Raw genomic sequence first — 14,267 nt, 5'->3', positions numbered from 1 at the left:
GGAATCTCCTCTGTCGGGTCGTTGTTATCTTGTAGCGTGGAACGGCCGCCCCAGCGAGCCGGGCGCGGCGCTGCCGCGGCCGCGGTATTTCTGCCGCGCGGATATGATCACAAGCACGATGATCGTGGCAAGATAGGGCGCCATGCTCAGCAGCTGCACCGGCACCGCCACCCCCGCGGCCTGCAAGCGCAGTTGCAGCACGGCGACGCCGCCGAACAGCCAGGCGCCGGCCAGCACGCCCCACGGGCTCCACCCCGCAAAGACGACGATGGCCAGCGCGATCCAGCCGGCGCCGGCGGTCATGCCCTCGGTCCATTGCAGCACGGTCGCGATCGAGACATAGGCGCCGCCGATCCCGGCCAGCGCGCCGCCGATGGCAATGGCTGTCAGCCGCACCAGCCGCACCTTGTAGCCAAGCGCGTGGGCGGCGTCGTGGTTTTCGCCCACCCCGCGCAGGATCAGCCCGCGGCGGGTGCGGTTCAGCACGAACCATGTCACCGGGACCAGCGCCAGCCCCAGCCAGATCGCCCAGTTCACCCCCAGCGGCCCGCCGGGCATCGAGGGTGCCTTGACGCCCTCATACGGGCGGCCGAACATCGCGGTCAGCCCCAGCCCGAACATGGTCAGCGCCAGCCCGGTCGCCACCTGATTGGTCAGCAGATACTGGGTCAGCACCCCGAAGATCAGCGAAATCGCGGCCCCCGCGGCCGCGCCGGCCACGAACCCGGCCAGCGGGCTGCCGGTGGCATGGGCGGCGGCAAAGCCCGCCAGCGCCCCGGTGATCATCATCCCCTCGACGCCCAGGTTCAGCACGCCGGAACGCTCGGCGATGGCCTCGCCCAGGGCCGCGAACAGGATCGGGGTCGCGGCCGACATCAGCAAAAGCAGGGTGGTCCAGCCGATCATTTCGCAGCCCTCCAGCGCAGGCGGTATCGGGTCAGCGTGTCGAAACCCAGCAGGAAGAACAGCAGCATCCCCTGGAATACCTGCACGGTGGCGGCGGGCAGTTGCAGCATCAGCTGCGCCAGTTCGCCGCCGATATAGGTCAGCGCCAGCAGCAGCCCGGCCAGCAGGATGCCCAGCGGATGCAGCCGCCCCAGGAACGCCACGATGATCGCAGTGAAGCCGTAGCCGGACCCGAAGCTGTCGGTGATCTGCCCGCCGGGGCCGGAAACCTCGAACAGCCCCGCCATCCCCGCCAGCGCGCCCGACAGGCCCAGGCAGAACGCCACCAGCGTTTCCGGGCGCACGCCCGCAAAGCGCGCGGCCCGCGGCGCCATCCCGGCCACGCGGATGCGAAAGCCGCGGATATGGCGGCTCATCAGGAACCACGTCGCCAGCACCGCCAGCCCTGCGGCGATCACCCCCCAATGCGCGCCGGTGCCCGCGGCCAGTTCCGGGTTTGCGGCCGAGGGGTAATGTTGCAAATTGCGCGAGCCGGGCATCCCGAACCCCTCGGGGCTGCGCATCGGGCCGAATGCCATCCACGCCGCCACCCGCTGCGCCACATAGACCAGCATCAGCGAGACGAGGATTTCCGAGGCCCCCGTCCAGTTGCGCAAGGTGGCGGGGATCATCCCCCACGCCCAGCCCCCGGCCGCGCCCGCCAGCACCATGGCCGGGAAAATCCATGCGCCTTCGGCCGGATAGGCGGCCAGCGCCACCGCCGCGCCGCAGATGCCGCCGATGATATATTGCCCCTCGGCCCCGATGTTCCAGATGCCGGCGCGAAACCCGATGGCAAGGCCGCTGGCGATCAGGATCAGCGGCCCGGCCTTGACCAGCAGCTGCGGGCGCGAATAGCCCGAGGCCGGCCCGAACAGCGGATCCCAGAAAATGGTGCGGATCGAGGCTACCGGGTCGAACCCCATCAGCGCAAACAGCGCGCCCCCTGCCACCATCGTCGCCACCACCGCCATCAGGGGCGAGGCGATTGCCAGCCACCACGGCGTCGCGGCGCGGGGTTCAAGCTGCAACATGGGCGACCTCCATCCCGTGGGCGCCGCCCAGCATCAGGCCGATCTGTTCCAGCGTCAGCCCCTCGGTCGCAACCGGCGCCGACAGGCGGCCGTTGTTCAGCGCGGCGAAACGGTCCGACAGCTCGAGCAACTCGTCGAGATCCTGGCTGATGACGACGACCGCGGCGCCGCGCCCGGCCAGATCCAGCAGCGCCTGCCGGATCGCGGCGGCGGCGCCCGCGTCCACCCCCCAGGTCGGCTGGTTCACCACCAGCGCCCGAGGGTTTTGCAGGATTTCCCGCCCGATCACGAATTTCTGCAAATTGCCGCCCGACAGCGCCCCGGCGGCGGTGGCGGGGCCGGGGGTGCGCACGTCGAAATCGGCGATGATGGTTTCGGCAAAACAGCGGGCGGCGCGGTGGTCGATCACGCCGCGCTTTTGCAGCTGCTGGCGGGTGGCGCCGGTCAGGATGGCGTTTTCGGTCAGGCTCATCTCCGGGACGGCGGCATGGCCCAGCCGATCCTCGGGCGCGGCCAGCAACCCGGCGCGGCGGCGGGGTTCCGGGCCTTGCGCGGACAGGTCGCCTCCGTCCAGCATCACGGTGCCGGGGCGGCCGGTGGTCTCGCCCGACAATGCGGCGATCAGTTCCTCTTGCCCGTTGCCGGCAACGCCGCCGATGCCCAGGATCTCGCCCGAGCGCACCTGAAAGCCCACATCCTGCAACGAGGTGCCCTCGGACGCGGGGGCCGAGGTCAGCCCTGCGACCGTCAGCACCACCTCGCCCGCCTGCCGGCCGGAACGGTCGACCAGCCGCATTTCGGCACCCACCATCATCGCGGCCAGTTCGCGCGCGGAATGGTCGCGCGGGTTCACGGTGCTGACGACGCGGCCCTGCCGCAGGATGGTGGCGCGGTCGCAATGGGTGCGGATCTCGTCCAGCTTGTGGCTGATATACAGGATCGCGGTGCCCTGCGCCGCCAGCTGGCGCAGGGTGGCAAACAGGATCTCGGCCTCTTGCGGGGTCAGCACGCTGGTCGGTTCGTCCATGATCAGCAGCCGCGGATTGCCCAGCAGGCAGCGCACGATTTCCACCCGCTGGCGTTCACCCGCCGACAGCGATTCGATGCGCCGCGCCGGGTTCAGCGGCAGGCCGTAGGCGGCGCTGACCTGCGCGATGCGGCGCGACAGATCGGCACGGCGCGGCGGCGCATCCATCCCCAGCGCGATGTTTTCCGCAACGGTCAGCGCGTCGAACAGGCTGAAATGCTGGAACACCATGCCCACGCCCGCCGCCCGCGCCGCATGAGGGTCCGCCGGCGCATGAGGCGCGCCCCCCAGCCGCATCTGCCCGGCATCCGGCCGGATCAGCCCGTAGATCGTCTTGACCAGCGTCGATTTCCCGGCGCCATTCTCGCCCAGCAGCGCGTGGATTTCCCCCGCGGCGACGCAAAACGACACATCGTCGTTCGCCCGCACGCCGGGATAGGTTTTCGACAGGCCCTCGGCCCTGAACAATTCCGCTGTTGTCACGCCATCCCCGTCGTGTTTTTGGCAGGTTAGCCTGTTTCGGCCGTTGCACAATCGCACAATCCGCACCTGATTACCCCGGCGCGGGTTTAGACTGTCTTCGTCGGTTCCGCCCAAATCGCCGCTGCCGGATAGCGCAGGCAAAGCGCGCGCGCCACCTCGCGCAGGCTGCGCGCAGGTGTTAGGTTCGCCGCCATGACCGACCAGCCCAAATTCATCCACCTGCGCTGCCATTCCGAACATTCGCTGCTCGAAGGGGCGATTCCCGTCAAGAAACTGCCGGGGATGGCTTTGAAACACGGCATGCCGGCGGTGGCGCTGACCGACACCAACGCGCTGTTCGCGGCGCTGGAATTCTCGGTCAAGGCGCTGGACGAGGGCGTGCAGCCCATCGTCGGCTGTCAGGTCACGCTGGATGCGGGCGCGGCCTGCGCGCCGGTGGTGCTGCTGGCGCAGGATCAGGCGGGCTGGATGAACCTGATGGCGCTGTCCACCTGCCTTTACGTGACGCCTCCGCGCGATTTCCCGCATGTGACCATGCAGGAACTGGCCGAGCGTTCGGCCGGGCTGATCTGCCTGACCGGCGGCGCGACCGGGCCGCTGGGGCAACTGGTGGCCGGGGGCAAGCTCGCGGACGCCGAATCGCATCTGCGCGATCTGGCGGGGATGTTCGGCGACCGGCTGTATGTGGAACTGCAACGCCACATGCAGGACAACGGCCAGTTGATGCCGGCCGAGACCGCCAGCGAAGGGGGCATGATCGACCTTGCCTATGCGCTGGACCTGCCGCTGGTCGCCACCAACGACGTGTATTTCCCCGACCCCGCGATGTTCGGCGCCCATGACGCGCTGATCTGCATTCGTGAACGCGCGATGGTGGACCAGTCCGCGCCCCGCCGTCGCCTGACCGCCAACCACAATTTCAAATCGGCCGAGGACATGGCGGTGCTGTTTGCCGACCTGCCCGAAGCCATCGCCAACACCGTGGAAATCGCCCGCCGCTGCGCCTTTGCGGTCAGCCGCCACAACCCGATCCTGCCCCGTTTCGCCGATGACGAGGTCGAGGAGCTGCGCCGCCAGGCCCGCAGCGGGCTGGACGACCGGCTGGCCGTCATCCCCCACGCCGTCAGCGTCGAGGATTACCACGCAAGGCTCGATTTCGAGCTGGGCATCATCGAGCAGATGGGCTTCCCCGGCTATTTCCTGATCGTCGCCGATTTCATCAAATGGGCCAAGGTGCAGGGGATTCCGGTGGGTCCGGGCCGGGGGTCCGGCGCGGGGTCGCTGGTCGCCTATGCGCTGACCATCACCGACCTTGACCCGCTGCGCTATTCGCTGCTGTTCGAACGCTTTCTGAACCCCGAACGGGTGTCGATGCCCGACTTTGACATCGACTTTTGCATGGACCGGCGCGAAGAGGTGATCGGCTACGTCCAGGACAAATACGGCCGCGACAAGGTGGGGCAGATCATCACCTTTGGCGCGCTTTTGTCCAAGGCGGCGGTCCATGACGTGGGCCGCGTGCTGGGCATGGGCTTTCCCCAGCGCGACCGCCTGTCCAAGATGATCCCGGTCGAAGGCGTCAAGCCCGTGTCCATCACCAAGGCGCTGGCTGATGAGCCCCGCCTGCGCGAGGCCCGCGACGCCGAAGAAAACGTCGCCCGGATGCTGGAATATGCCGCCCAGGTCGAGGGGCTGCTGCGCAACGCCTCGACCCACGCGGCCGGCGTGGTGATCGGGGACCGGCCGCTTGACCGGCTGGTGCCGCTTTACCGCGACCCCGGCTCGGACATGCCGGCCACGCAATACAACATGAAATGGGTGGAACAGGCGGGGCTGGTCAAGTTCGACTTTCTCGGCCTGAAAACCCTGACGGTGATCCAGAACGCCGTGGACCTGATCCGCGCGGGCGGGCGGCATCTGCATATCGCCGCCGACGGGCGGCAGCTTTACGACCCTCCCGCCGGCGCGGTGGACGAAATCAACCTGATCCCGCTGGATGACGAACCCACCTATCGCCTGTTTGCCAGCGCGCGCACGGTGGCGGTGTTCCAGGTGGAATCCTCGGGGATGATGGACGCGCTGCGCCGGATGCGCCCCACCTGCATCGAGGACATCGTGGCGCTGGTCGCGCTTTACCGCCCCGGCCCGATGGAAAACATCCCCACATATTGCGAGGTCAAGAACGGGCTGCGGCCGCTGGAATCCATCCACCCCTCGATCGACCATATCCTGGCCGAAACCCAGGGCATCATCGTCTATCAGGAACAGGTGATGCAGATCGCGCAGGTGATGGCCGGCTATTCGCTTGGCGGCGCCGACCTGCTGCGCCGCGCCATGGGCAAGAAGATCGCCGAGGAAATGGCGAAAGAGCGCCCGAAATTCGTCCAGGGCTCAAAGTCGCAGGGCGTGGACGAGAAAAAGGCCGGCGAGGTTTTCGACCTGCTGGAAAAATTCGCCAACTACGGGTTCAACAAATCCCACGCCGCCGCCTATGCGGTGGTCAGCTACCAGACCGCCTGGCTCAAGGCGAACCACCCGGTGGAATTCATGGCCGCGGTGATGAACTGCGACATCCATCTGACCGACAAGCTGGCCGTCTATCGGCGCGAGGTCGACCGCATGGGGATCGAGGTGATCCCCCCTTGCGTCAACCGCAGCCAGCCCCGTTTCAGCGTGGTGGACGGACGCATCGTCTATGCGCTGGGCGCGCTGAAAAATGTGGGCGTCGAGGCGATGCGGGTGCTGGTCACCGCCCGCGGCGACCGCCCCTTTGCCGATCTGCATGATTTCGCCCGCCGTGTGCCCATGCGCCAGATCGGCAAGCGGGCGCTGGAAATGCTGGCCCGGGCCGGGGCCTTTGACATGCTGGAACCCAACCGGGCGCGGGTGCTGAAATCGCTGGACGGGCTGGTCGCGTGGTCCTCGGCCGTGCAAGAGGCGGCGCAGTCGAACCAGTCCTCGCTGTTCGGGGGCGGCGAGGATCTGCCGCCGCCGCGCCCGGCGCTGGCCCCGGTGTGGATGCCGGCCGAGAAACTGGCCGAGGAACGGCTGGCGGTCGGGTTCTACCTGTCGGGCCACCCGCTGGACGATTATCTTGCCGCGCTGAAACGCAAGGGCGCGATGACGCTGGCCGAGGTCGAATCCGCCGCCGCCGATGGCCCGCTGGTCGCACAGATCGCCGGCACCGTGGCGGCGCGGGCGGAAAAGAAATCCGCCAAGGGCACGCGCTACGCCTTCGTCACCCTGTCCGACCCCACCGGCCTGTATGAGGCGACGGTGTTCTCCGACGTGCTGGACGCCCACCGCGATCTGCTGGAACCCGGCACCAATGTGCTGCTCAGCGTCAAGGCCGAGCCTTCGGGCGATCAGGTCAAGATGCTGGCCAACTCGGTGCAGTCGCTGGAGGATTTCGTGGCCGATGCGGGTTCCGGCCAGCTGGCGGTCGAGGTGGGGGACGCAAGCACCGCACTGGCGGTGCTGGACCGGCTGCGCGAGGCCAGTGCGGAAATCGCGGTTTCGGCCAAGGGCAGGGGGCCGCTTCTGGTGCGGGTGCGCGCGGGAAACACCGTCTATGATGTCGAGGTCGCCCCCGATGTCCCCGTCACCCCGCGGATGCGACAGGCGCTGCGCGCGGTCGAGGGCGTGATCGACGTGACCGAGGAATAGCCACTGTCTTGCCCCGCCGCCCCATGGGCGGCAGTCTGGGCCGCGCACGACGAAAGGACCGCCGCCATGATCCGCCTGCCGATACCGCTTGCCGCGCTGACCCCGGCGCTTTTGCTGCTTGCCGCCTGCGGCACGCCTGCGCCGAAACCCCCGGCGACCGGGGCCGCGGCGGCACTGGTCGATCCCGCGGCGCATCATTGCCAGCGCAGCGGCGGCACGGTCATCCTGCGCATGGACAAGGGCCGCCGCACCGATCTGTGCCGCCTGCCCAACGGCCGCACGGTCAGCGCCGCCGAGCTGCTGAACGCCCACAACGACCTGTAAGAAAAAGGGACGCCGAAGCGCCCCTTGATCTTCTGTCTGTAAATATCCCGCGGGCTTCCGAGCGCCCGGAAAACGGTCCGGTGGACCGTTTTCAGCGAGGAAGGCCACGGCAGTGGCCCGGCGCGAAGCCCCGCTGCGGCGGTGACGCGATCAGTTGCGCGCCTTGTCCACCATCTTGCCCTTGGAAATCCACGGCATCATCGCGCGCAGCTTTTCGCCCACCTGCTCGATCTGGTGTTCGTCGTTCAGACGGCGGGTCGCCTTGAACATCGGCTGGCCGACGGCGTTTTCCTGCATGAAGTCGCGCACGAACTTGCCGGTCTGGATGTCGCGCAGCACCTCTTTCATCCGCGCCTTGGTTTCGGCGTAAGGCAGGATGCGCGGGCCGCTGACATACTCGCCGTATTCCGCGGTGTTCGAGATCGAATAGTTCATGTTGGCGATGCCGCCTTCGTAGATCAGGTCCACGATCAGCTTCACCTCGTGCAGGCATTCGAAATAGGCCATTTCCGGCTCATATCCGGCCTCGACCAGCGTCTCGAAGCCCATGCGGATCAGCTCGACCAGGCCGCCGCACAGCACTGCCTGCTCGCCGAACAGGTCGGTTTCGCATTCCTGCCGGAAGTTGGTCTCGATGATGCCCGAGCGCCCGCCGCCGATGGCCGAGCAATAGGACAGGCCCAGATCCATGGCGCGGCCGGTCGCGTCGTGATGGACGGCCACCAGGCAGGGCACGCCGCCGCCCTTGGTGTATTCGCCGCGCACGGTGTGGCCCGGACCCTTGGGCGCCATCATGATGACATCAACGCCCGGCTTCGGCTCGATCAGGCCGAAATGCACGTTCAGCCCGTGGGCGAAGGCGATCGCGGCGCCGTCGCGCAGGTTGTCGTGGACGTATTTCTTGTAGGTCTCGGCCTGCAATTCGTCGGGCATGGTGAACATGATCAGGTCGGCCCAGGCGGCGGCCTCGGCGATGCCCATGACCTTCAGCCCCTCGGCTTCGGCCTTGGCCGCCGAGGGCGAGCCGTCGCGCAGCGCCACGACCAGGTTCTTGGCCCCCGAATCGCGCAGGTTCAGCGCATGGGCGTGGCCCTGGCTGCCATAGCCGAGGATGGCGATTTTCTTGTCCTTGATCAGGTTCACGTCGCAATCGCGGTCGTAGTAAACGCGCATCGGGGTTCTCCTTGTTTGCTGGGGGCTTTCTAGCGCGCTGCTGAGGTGCAGGGGTTGCAATTTTCGCGGGATGCAGCGAATACTTGCGAAATCCATGCGGCCAGTCCGCAAATACTGAAAAGATCATGCTCGACGACACCGACCGCCGCATCCTGCGCCACCTGCTGGCCGACCCGCAGGCCGACAATGCCGCGCTGGCCGACCGTGCCGGTGTCACCACGGCCACGCTGTGGCGCCGGCTGGACCGGCTGCGCGACCGCGGCATCCTGCGCGCGACCGAGGCGCGGATCGACTGGCGCGCGCTGGGCTATGCGGTCGAGGTCTCGCTGCGCTTCACGCTCGACAAGACCGAACCCCGCGCCTTTGACCGCTTCACCGCCGCCGCCCGGCAACTGCCCGAGGTGATCGAGATCCAGACCTTTCTCGGCTCGGTCGACATCCGCCTGTCGGTCATCGCCCGCGACATGGGGGACTGGCAGCGCATCTACCGCGACCGCATCCTTGGCCTGCCCCATGTCACCGATATCGAGCCGCTGATGCTGGTCGCGACCATCAAGGATACGGCCGAGCTGACGCTATGACCGATACCGACGCCACCGACCTTGCCATCCTGCGGCTGCTTGCCCGCGACGCCACGCTGGGCGCGGCCGAGATCGGGCGCGAGATCGGCCTGACCCAGCCCGCGGTCTGGCGCCGCATCCGCCGCCTGCACGACAGCGGCATCATCGCCGGCCGCCGTGTTCTGGTGGACCACGCGGCGCTGGGGTTCACCGTCTCGGTGTTCCTCGGCATCCGCCTTGCCGCCCGCGGCCGCCCGGAACTGGAAAGCTTCGAACGCGCGGTCACCGCCATCCCCGAGGTGCAGACCGTGCAGCATGTGCTGGGCCGCTTCGATTACCGGCTGCGGATCATCGCCCGCGACATCCCCGATTTCGAACGCATCCTGCGTCGCCGCATCATGACCCTGCCCGGCGTGGGCCAGGTCGAGGCCAACGTGGTCCTGTCCGAGGAACGCCGCCCCGGCCCCCTCGGATAGACGGCGGCGTCGCTGCGTGAGGACCATACGGGGGGGTGGGGGGTGGTGGGCAGCGGGGGATGGGTGGTGCGTGGGGACCACGCACCCTACGGGAGTTGGGCGGATGGGATGGTGCGTGGGGACCGTGCGCGGCGGGGGAAACGGTGGAGGATGGATGGTGCGTGGGGGACCACGCACCCTACGGGCGTTGGGGCGGATGGGGATGGTGCGTGGGGACCGTACCCGGCGGGGGGAGGGCGGTGGGGGATGGGTGGTGCGTGGGGACCACGCACCCTACGGGAGTTGGGGCGGATGGGAGTGGTGCGTGGGAACCGTGCGCCAGCCGGGCGAGAACCGTAGCGAAGGGGTAGGGTGCGTGGTCCCCACGCACCGCCGCCCTCAGCGCGTCCCCAGCCCCGCGCGCATCATCGCCCGCCGCACCGGCGCCAGCGCGTAAAGCCCCCCCAGCGCAGCCGCACGCAGGTCGCGCAGCGGCCGCGGCGCCATCATGCTGGCGCGATTCAGCGCGTCGATGCCGATCAGCCGGCCCATCGCCGAGGGGCGGCGCTCGCGCTCATAGCGGGCCAGCGCCGCGGCATTGCCCGGGTCCGGGGTCATCAGATCCAGCAGCGCCGAAAGATCGGCCAGGCTCATGTTCAGCCCCTGCGCGCCGATGGGCGGCACGACATGGGCGGCCTCGGCCATCAGCGCCGTGCGCGGGCCGGTCCAGCGGTCGGCGATCTGGCTGATGATCGGCCATTCCGTCAGCCCGGTGGCCAGTTGCAGCCGCCCCAGAACCCCGGCGGAACGGTCGTTGAGCGCGATCTCGAACGCCTCGCGCGGCAGGGCGCGCAGCCGTGCGGTCTCGGCCCCCCGCTCCATCCAGATCACCGCGGACGAGGGCTTGCCGCCCCGGTCGGGCAGGGGCACCAGCGTAAATGGGCCGCCCCAGCGGTGAATCTCGGTCGAGACATTCTGGTGCGGGATCTCGTGCGTGACCGCAAAGGCCAGCGCCTTTTGCCCGTAGCGGATGGTGCGCACGCCGATCCCCAGTGCCTGGCGCACCGGCGAGTTGCGCCCGTCCGCCGCCACCACCAGCCGCGCCCGCAGCCGCGACCCGTCCGACAACTCGACCAGCGCGGCATCCTCGCGCGCGACCAGCCCGGCGGTGGCGGTGCCGGGGCGGAACTCGACCCCCGGCAGCTCGGCCAGCCGCGCGGAAATCTCGCGCCGCAGCAGCCAGTTGGGCAGGTTCCAGCCAAAGGGCTGGTCGGAAATCTCGGCCGCGTCAAAGGCGCGGGTCAGCCGCGGCTGCGGTTCAGTGCCGCCGGCATCGACGATGCGCATCACCTGTAACGGCGCCGCATGGGGTTGCAGGCGATCCCACAGCCCGATGCGGCGGAACAGCGCGATCGAGGGCTGCAAAAACGCGGTGGTGCGCAGATCCGCGCCCGCGCTGCTTTCCCTGGTCACCGGCGGGGCCGGATCGACACAGATCACCCGCAGCCCGGCCGCGCCGAAAGCCGCAGCCGCAGCCAGCCCGGCAACGCCGCCACCGGACACCAGCACATCGGTTTCGGACGCAGCCGTCACCGCAGCCTAGAATCCTGCCGCATAGGCGATCAGCACCACCATGACCAGCGTCGCGCCGGCCAGCGCCACCATGGTCAGCGCGGGCAGGCCGAACAGCGCCACCAGCACCGCGATCAGCACGACCGCCATGGCCAGGACCATGAGGATGCGCCCGGCGATCACGCGCTCTTTGCGGGACTGCAACTCCTCGTCGCCGGTCAGGGCGTCGTTGAAGGCTGCGGCGGCAGAGTGGTCGGATTGGGACATCGGAAACCTCGGTCGTTCAAAGGGTCGCCTGTGAACTTGCCACGTCGGCAAGGGCGGCGGCAAGAGTTGCGACAAATCCGGTCAGATCCTGGGTGTGCCACTGGACATGGTGCCCCGGGTCGCGATCCTGCGCCGACCCGTCCGGCCCGTGGTGACCGGCCCCCACCAGAATCGTGCGCATTCCAAGGGAATGCGGCACTTGCAGGTTGCGGGGGTCGTCCTCGAACATCGCGCAGCGGCTGGGGTCCAGACCGTGCGCGTCCAGCACTGCGGCAAAGGACCGCGGGTCGGGCTTGGGGTGATAGCCGGTCTCGCCGATGCCGTGGATTGCGTCAAAAACCAGCTGGCGGCGCGCCAGCACGCGCCCGGCATAAACGGAATCCGCATTCGTATGCACGATTCGCCGACCCGGCAGCGCATTCAGCGCGGCGGTCAGCGCCGCATCCGGCACCAGCGCGCCCAGGTCGATGTCATGCACCTCGGCCAGATAGGGTTCGGGGTCGATCCGATGATGGGCCATCAGCCCGGCCAGGGTGGTGCCATGCTCGCGCCAGTAATGCACGCGAAGGCGGCTGGCCTCGGCCAGATCGACGGACAGCAGGCGGGCGACATATGCGGTCATCCGCGCTTCGATCTGCGAAAACAACCGGATTTCGGGGGCGTAAAGCGTGTTGTCGAGATCGAATATCCAGCAGTCGACCCCGGCGAAGCCACGGCGCAAAACGGCGGGATCCGACGGCGCGGGCGAGGGCAGGGGAAAAGTGGGCGTGTTCATGCAGCCGGGCTAACCCGGGGATGAGGCGGTTGCAATCGGGGGGGGCGCTGGCGGCGGGGGGTGCGTGGGGACCACGCACCCTACGGGGGCCGTGATGGATGGGTAGGGTGCGTGGTCCCCACGCACCGACGCCACCGCGAAGGGGACAGGCAGGCGAGCGGCCGCCAGTGCCGGCGGCCGCCCGGGGTTGAAAGCGGGTCAGGAAAAGAACTGCGCCCCGTTTGCGCTGATCGTCGAGCCGGTGATGAAGCCCGCGTCGTCTGCGGCAAGGAACACCACGCAGCGGGCGATTTCTTCGGGCTCGCCCAGCCGGCCGACGGGGATCTGTGGGATGATGCGTTCGTTCAGCACCTTTTCGTCGATGGCCCGGACCATTTCGGTGCCGATATAGCCCGGCGCAATTGCGTTCACGGTGATGCCCGCCCGCGCGCCTTCCTGCGCCAGCGCGCGGGTAAAGCCGATGTCGCCGGCCTTGGCGGCGGAATAGTTGGCCTGCCCAGCCTGGCCCTTTTGCCCGTTGACCGAGCTGATGTTGACCACCCGCCCGAACTTGCGGTCGCGCATCCCGTTCCAGACGTTGTGGGTCATGTTGAACAAGCCGGTCAGGTTGGTGTCGATAACCTCTTTCCACTGCTGGGCGGTCATGCGGTGGAACATGGCATCGCGGGTGATGCCGGCGTTGTTGACCAGAACATCGACCGGCCCAAGCTCGGATTCCACGCGCTTGATGCCTTCGGCGCAGGCGTCATAGTCGGCGACGGACCATTTATAGGTCTTGATCCCGGTTTCCTCGGTAAATGCGCGTGCCGCATCGTCGTTGCCGGCATAGTTGGCCGCAACCTCATAGCCGGCCTCTTTCAGCGCCTTTGAAATGGCCGCGCCGATGCCGCGCGTCCCGCCAGTGACCAGAGCAACTTTAGGCATGTTCCCTCCAAACCCGGAATTGAAATCCTCTTTCTCTTAAGGGGTAGAATAGGAAATAATGTTGCACAAGGGGGTGGGAGAATTTGTCGGAAATATCCCCGCGCTCGTATCAGCGTCGGGCCGAGGCGTTCGGCGTCCGCCACGGCGGAGAGATGGTCGGCGCGCCGAAATAGAACCCTTGCAGGCAGTCGACCCCCAGTTCGATCAGATAGGCGGCATCGTCGGCGGTTTCGACCTGCTCAGCCACGGTGAACATGTCGAAATGCCGGGCGATCATCATAAGCGCCTGGGCAAGCACCTGATTATCCGGCTGGTTGGCGATGTCGCGGATGAAGCGGCCGTCGATCTTGATCATGTCAAAGGCAAAGTCGCGCAAATAGCGGAACGAGGTATAGCCCGCGCCAAAATCATCCAGCGCAAAGCTGACCCCAAGGCGTTGCAGGTCGCGCATGAAGCGGTGGACCTGTGCCGGCATCCCCATCGCCGAGCTTTCGGTGATTTCCAGAATCAGCCGTTCCGCCACCGTCACATCGCGCGACAGCCCGTGATGCAGGGTGTGCAGCCAGTCCGGATAGCCGATCGAGCGCGCGGACATGTTGATCGACAGCCGCAGCCCCGGTTCGTCGATCAGCGCCTGTAGCCCCAGCGTCAGGGACAGGCAGTCGATCTGGCGCCCCAGTTCGCTCAGCTCGGCAAGCGGCATGAAATCGCGCAGCGGCACAAAGCCGCCGGTTTCGTCGATGATCCGAATCAGCCCCTCGTGAAAGGCGGGGCGGTCGGTGCGGGCGGCCTGCACCACCGGCTGATAGGCCAGCACCGCATCCCCCCGTTCCACCGCGCGGCGCACGGTGGACATCGTCAGCCGCTGCTGGTGATCCACCGCGAAATCCAGCGGAGAGCCGGTCTTGCCCGTCCGGAGCTGATCAGAATCGAGTCGCATCTTGGTCCCCTTGTCCATGTCAGCACTCTGTCCAGAATGAGCGAACAAATCGTAAAGACGAGCGTGGATCGGGGGGGTGGGTTAACACAACCGGCGGTCATGTCGCTGCCGGATCGCTCGCG

Annotated in this window: 13 protein-coding genes; 4 read left to right on the top strand and 9 right to left on the bottom strand. The window is 67.8% G+C overall.

The window, feature by feature from the left end; all coding sequences use genetic code 11:
- Nucleotides 1–24: 24 nt before the first annotated feature.
- From BLW83_RS02050 to BLW83_RS02040, 3 genes are read right to left on the bottom strand one after another with little or no spacing between them, the layout of a single operon-like run.
- Nucleotides 25–906: an ABC transporter permease gene (locus tag BLW83_RS02050; RefSeq protein ID WP_090845052.1), complete on the bottom strand. Its 882-nt coding sequence runs from the start codon at nt 904–906 to the stop codon at nt 25–27.
- Complete coding sequence (locus tag BLW83_RS02045; protein WP_090845050.1) at nt 903–1,979, bottom strand: ABC transporter permease; 1,077 nt, start codon at nt 1,977–1,979, stop codon at nt 903–905. Before BLW83_RS02045 ends, BLW83_RS02050 begins: the two co-directional genes overlap by 4 nt.
- Nucleotides 1,966–3,489 (bottom strand): ABC transporter ATP-binding protein, encoded by a 1,524-nt coding sequence (locus BLW83_RS02040; protein WP_245728582.1) that lies wholly within the window; start codon nt 3,487–3,489, stop codon nt 1,966–1,968. The genes BLW83_RS02045 and BLW83_RS02040 overlap by 14 nt, the downstream gene beginning before the upstream one ends.
- A 192-nt stretch (nt 3,490–3,681) precedes the next feature.
- Here BLW83_RS02040 and dnaE point away from each other — a divergent pair, with 192 nt between their 5' ends.
- Nucleotides 3,682–7,155 carry a DNA polymerase III subunit alpha gene (dnaE, locus tag BLW83_RS02035; RefSeq protein WP_090845048.1) on the top strand — a complete coding sequence of 1,158 codons (3,474 nt, stop codon included), beginning with the start codon at nt 3,682–3,684 and terminating at the stop codon, nt 7,153–7,155.
- A 66-nt stretch (nt 7,156–7,221) separates the two neighbouring features.
- On the top strand, nt 7,222–7,479 hold the full coding sequence (locus tag BLW83_RS02030) for a DUF333 domain-containing protein (protein ID WP_090845046.1): 258 nt from the start codon (nt 7,222–7,224) through the stop codon (nt 7,477–7,479).
- Nucleotides 7,480–7,629: 150 nt separating this feature from the next.
- On the opposite strand, the gene ilvC is transcribed toward BLW83_RS02030, so the two are convergent.
- Nucleotides 7,630–8,652 carry a ketol-acid reductoisomerase gene (ilvC, locus tag BLW83_RS02025; RefSeq protein ID WP_090845044.1) on the bottom strand — a complete coding sequence of 341 codons (1,023 nt, stop codon included), beginning with the start codon at nt 8,650–8,652 and terminating at the stop codon, nt 7,630–7,632.
- A 125-nt stretch (nt 8,653–8,777) separates the two neighbouring features.
- On the opposite strand from ilvC, the gene BLW83_RS02020 reads away from it, so the two are divergent.
- Both BLW83_RS02020 and BLW83_RS02015 read left to right on the top strand, forming a co-directional pair.
- On the top strand, nt 8,778–9,233 hold the full coding sequence (locus tag BLW83_RS02020; RefSeq protein WP_090845042.1) for an Lrp/AsnC family transcriptional regulator: 456 nt from the start codon (nt 8,778–8,780) through the stop codon (nt 9,231–9,233).
- A complete protein-coding gene (locus BLW83_RS02015) occupies nt 9,230–9,688 on the top strand; it encodes an Lrp/AsnC family transcriptional regulator (RefSeq protein ID WP_090845040.1) in 459 nt (152 codons plus the stop codon). Before BLW83_RS02020 ends, BLW83_RS02015 begins: the two co-directional genes overlap by 4 nt.
- 378 nt (nt 9,689–10,066) lie before the next feature.
- Here the strand turns inward: BLW83_RS02015 and BLW83_RS02010 are convergent, their stop codons facing one another.
- From BLW83_RS02010 to BLW83_RS01990, 5 genes are all read right to left on the bottom strand, one after another.
- The gene (locus BLW83_RS02010; protein ID WP_090845038.1) at nt 10,067–11,260 is read right to left on the bottom strand and encodes a UbiH/UbiF family hydroxylase; all 1,194 of its coding nucleotides are present in this window, start codon (nt 11,258–11,260) and stop codon (nt 10,067–10,069) included.
- Nucleotides 11,261–11,266: 6 nt separating this feature from the next.
- Nucleotides 11,267–11,506, bottom strand: coding sequence for a hypothetical protein (locus BLW83_RS02005; RefSeq protein WP_090845037.1), 240 nt, complete (start codon nt 11,504–11,506; stop codon nt 11,267–11,269).
- A 16-nt stretch (nt 11,507–11,522) separates the two neighbouring features.
- Nucleotides 11,523–12,281 (bottom strand): pyrimidine 5'-nucleotidase, encoded by a 759-nt coding sequence (locus tag BLW83_RS02000; protein ID WP_090845035.1) that lies wholly within the window; start codon nt 12,279–12,281, stop codon nt 11,523–11,525.
- A 198-nt stretch (nt 12,282–12,479) separates the two neighbouring features.
- Nucleotides 12,480–13,205, bottom strand: a complete 726-nt coding sequence (phbB, locus tag BLW83_RS01995) for an acetoacetyl-CoA reductase (protein ID WP_090845033.1) — start codon at nt 13,203–13,205, stop codon at nt 12,480–12,482.
- Between the two features lie 109 nt (nt 13,206–13,314).
- Nucleotides 13,315–14,145: an EAL domain-containing protein gene (locus BLW83_RS01990; protein WP_090845851.1), complete on the bottom strand. Its 831-nt coding sequence runs from the start codon at nt 14,143–14,145 to the stop codon at nt 13,315–13,317.
- Between the last annotated feature and the right edge of the window lie 122 nt (nt 14,146–14,267).

The organism is Paracoccus alkenifer, from assembly GCF_900108405.1.
GTDB classification, from domain to species: domain Bacteria; phylum Pseudomonadota; class Alphaproteobacteria; order Rhodobacterales; family Rhodobacteraceae; genus Paracoccus; species Paracoccus alkenifer.
This window is presented reverse-complemented; position numbering and strand designations above follow the sequence as displayed.

Bases quoted from the DNA above. Each gene is read 5' to 3' on its own strand.
- BLW83_RS02030 (WP_090845046.1), top strand. From the start codon at position 7,222: ATGATCCGCCTGCCGATACCGCTTGCCGCGCTGACCCCGGCGCTTTTG.
- BLW83_RS02015 (WP_090845040.1), top strand. From the start codon at position 9,230: ATGACCGATACCGACGCCACCGACCTTGCCATCCTGCGGCTGCTTGCC.
- BLW83_RS02020 (WP_090845042.1), top strand. From the start codon at position 8,778: ATGCTCGACGACACCGACCGCCGCATCCTGCGCCACCTGCTGGCCGAC.
- phbB (WP_090845033.1), bottom strand. From the start codon at position 13,205: ATGCCTAAAGTTGCTCTGGTCACTGGCGGGACGCGCGGCATCGGCGCG.
- BLW83_RS02000 (WP_090845035.1), bottom strand. From the start codon at position 12,281: ATGAACACGCCCACTTTTCCCCTGCCCTCGCCCGCGCCGTCGGATCCC.
- ilvC (WP_090845044.1), bottom strand. From the start codon at position 8,652: ATGCGCGTTTACTACGACCGCGATTGCGACGTGAACCTGATCAAGGAC.
- BLW83_RS01990 (WP_090845851.1), bottom strand. From the start codon at position 14,145: ATGCGACTCGATTCTGATCAGCTCCGGACGGGCAAGACCGGCTCTCCG.
- BLW83_RS02045 (WP_090845050.1), bottom strand. From the start codon at position 1,979: ATGTTGCAGCTTGAACCCCGCGCCGCGACGCCGTGGTGGCTGGCAATC.
- dnaE (WP_090845048.1), top strand. From the start codon at position 3,682: ATGACCGACCAGCCCAAATTCATCCACCTGCGCTGCCATTCCGAACAT.
- BLW83_RS02005 (WP_090845037.1), bottom strand. From the start codon at position 11,506: ATGTCCCAATCCGACCACTCTGCCGCCGCAGCCTTCAACGACGCCCTG.
- BLW83_RS02050 (WP_090845052.1), bottom strand. From the start codon at position 906: ATGATCGGCTGGACCACCCTGCTTTTGCTGATGTCGGCCGCGACCCCG.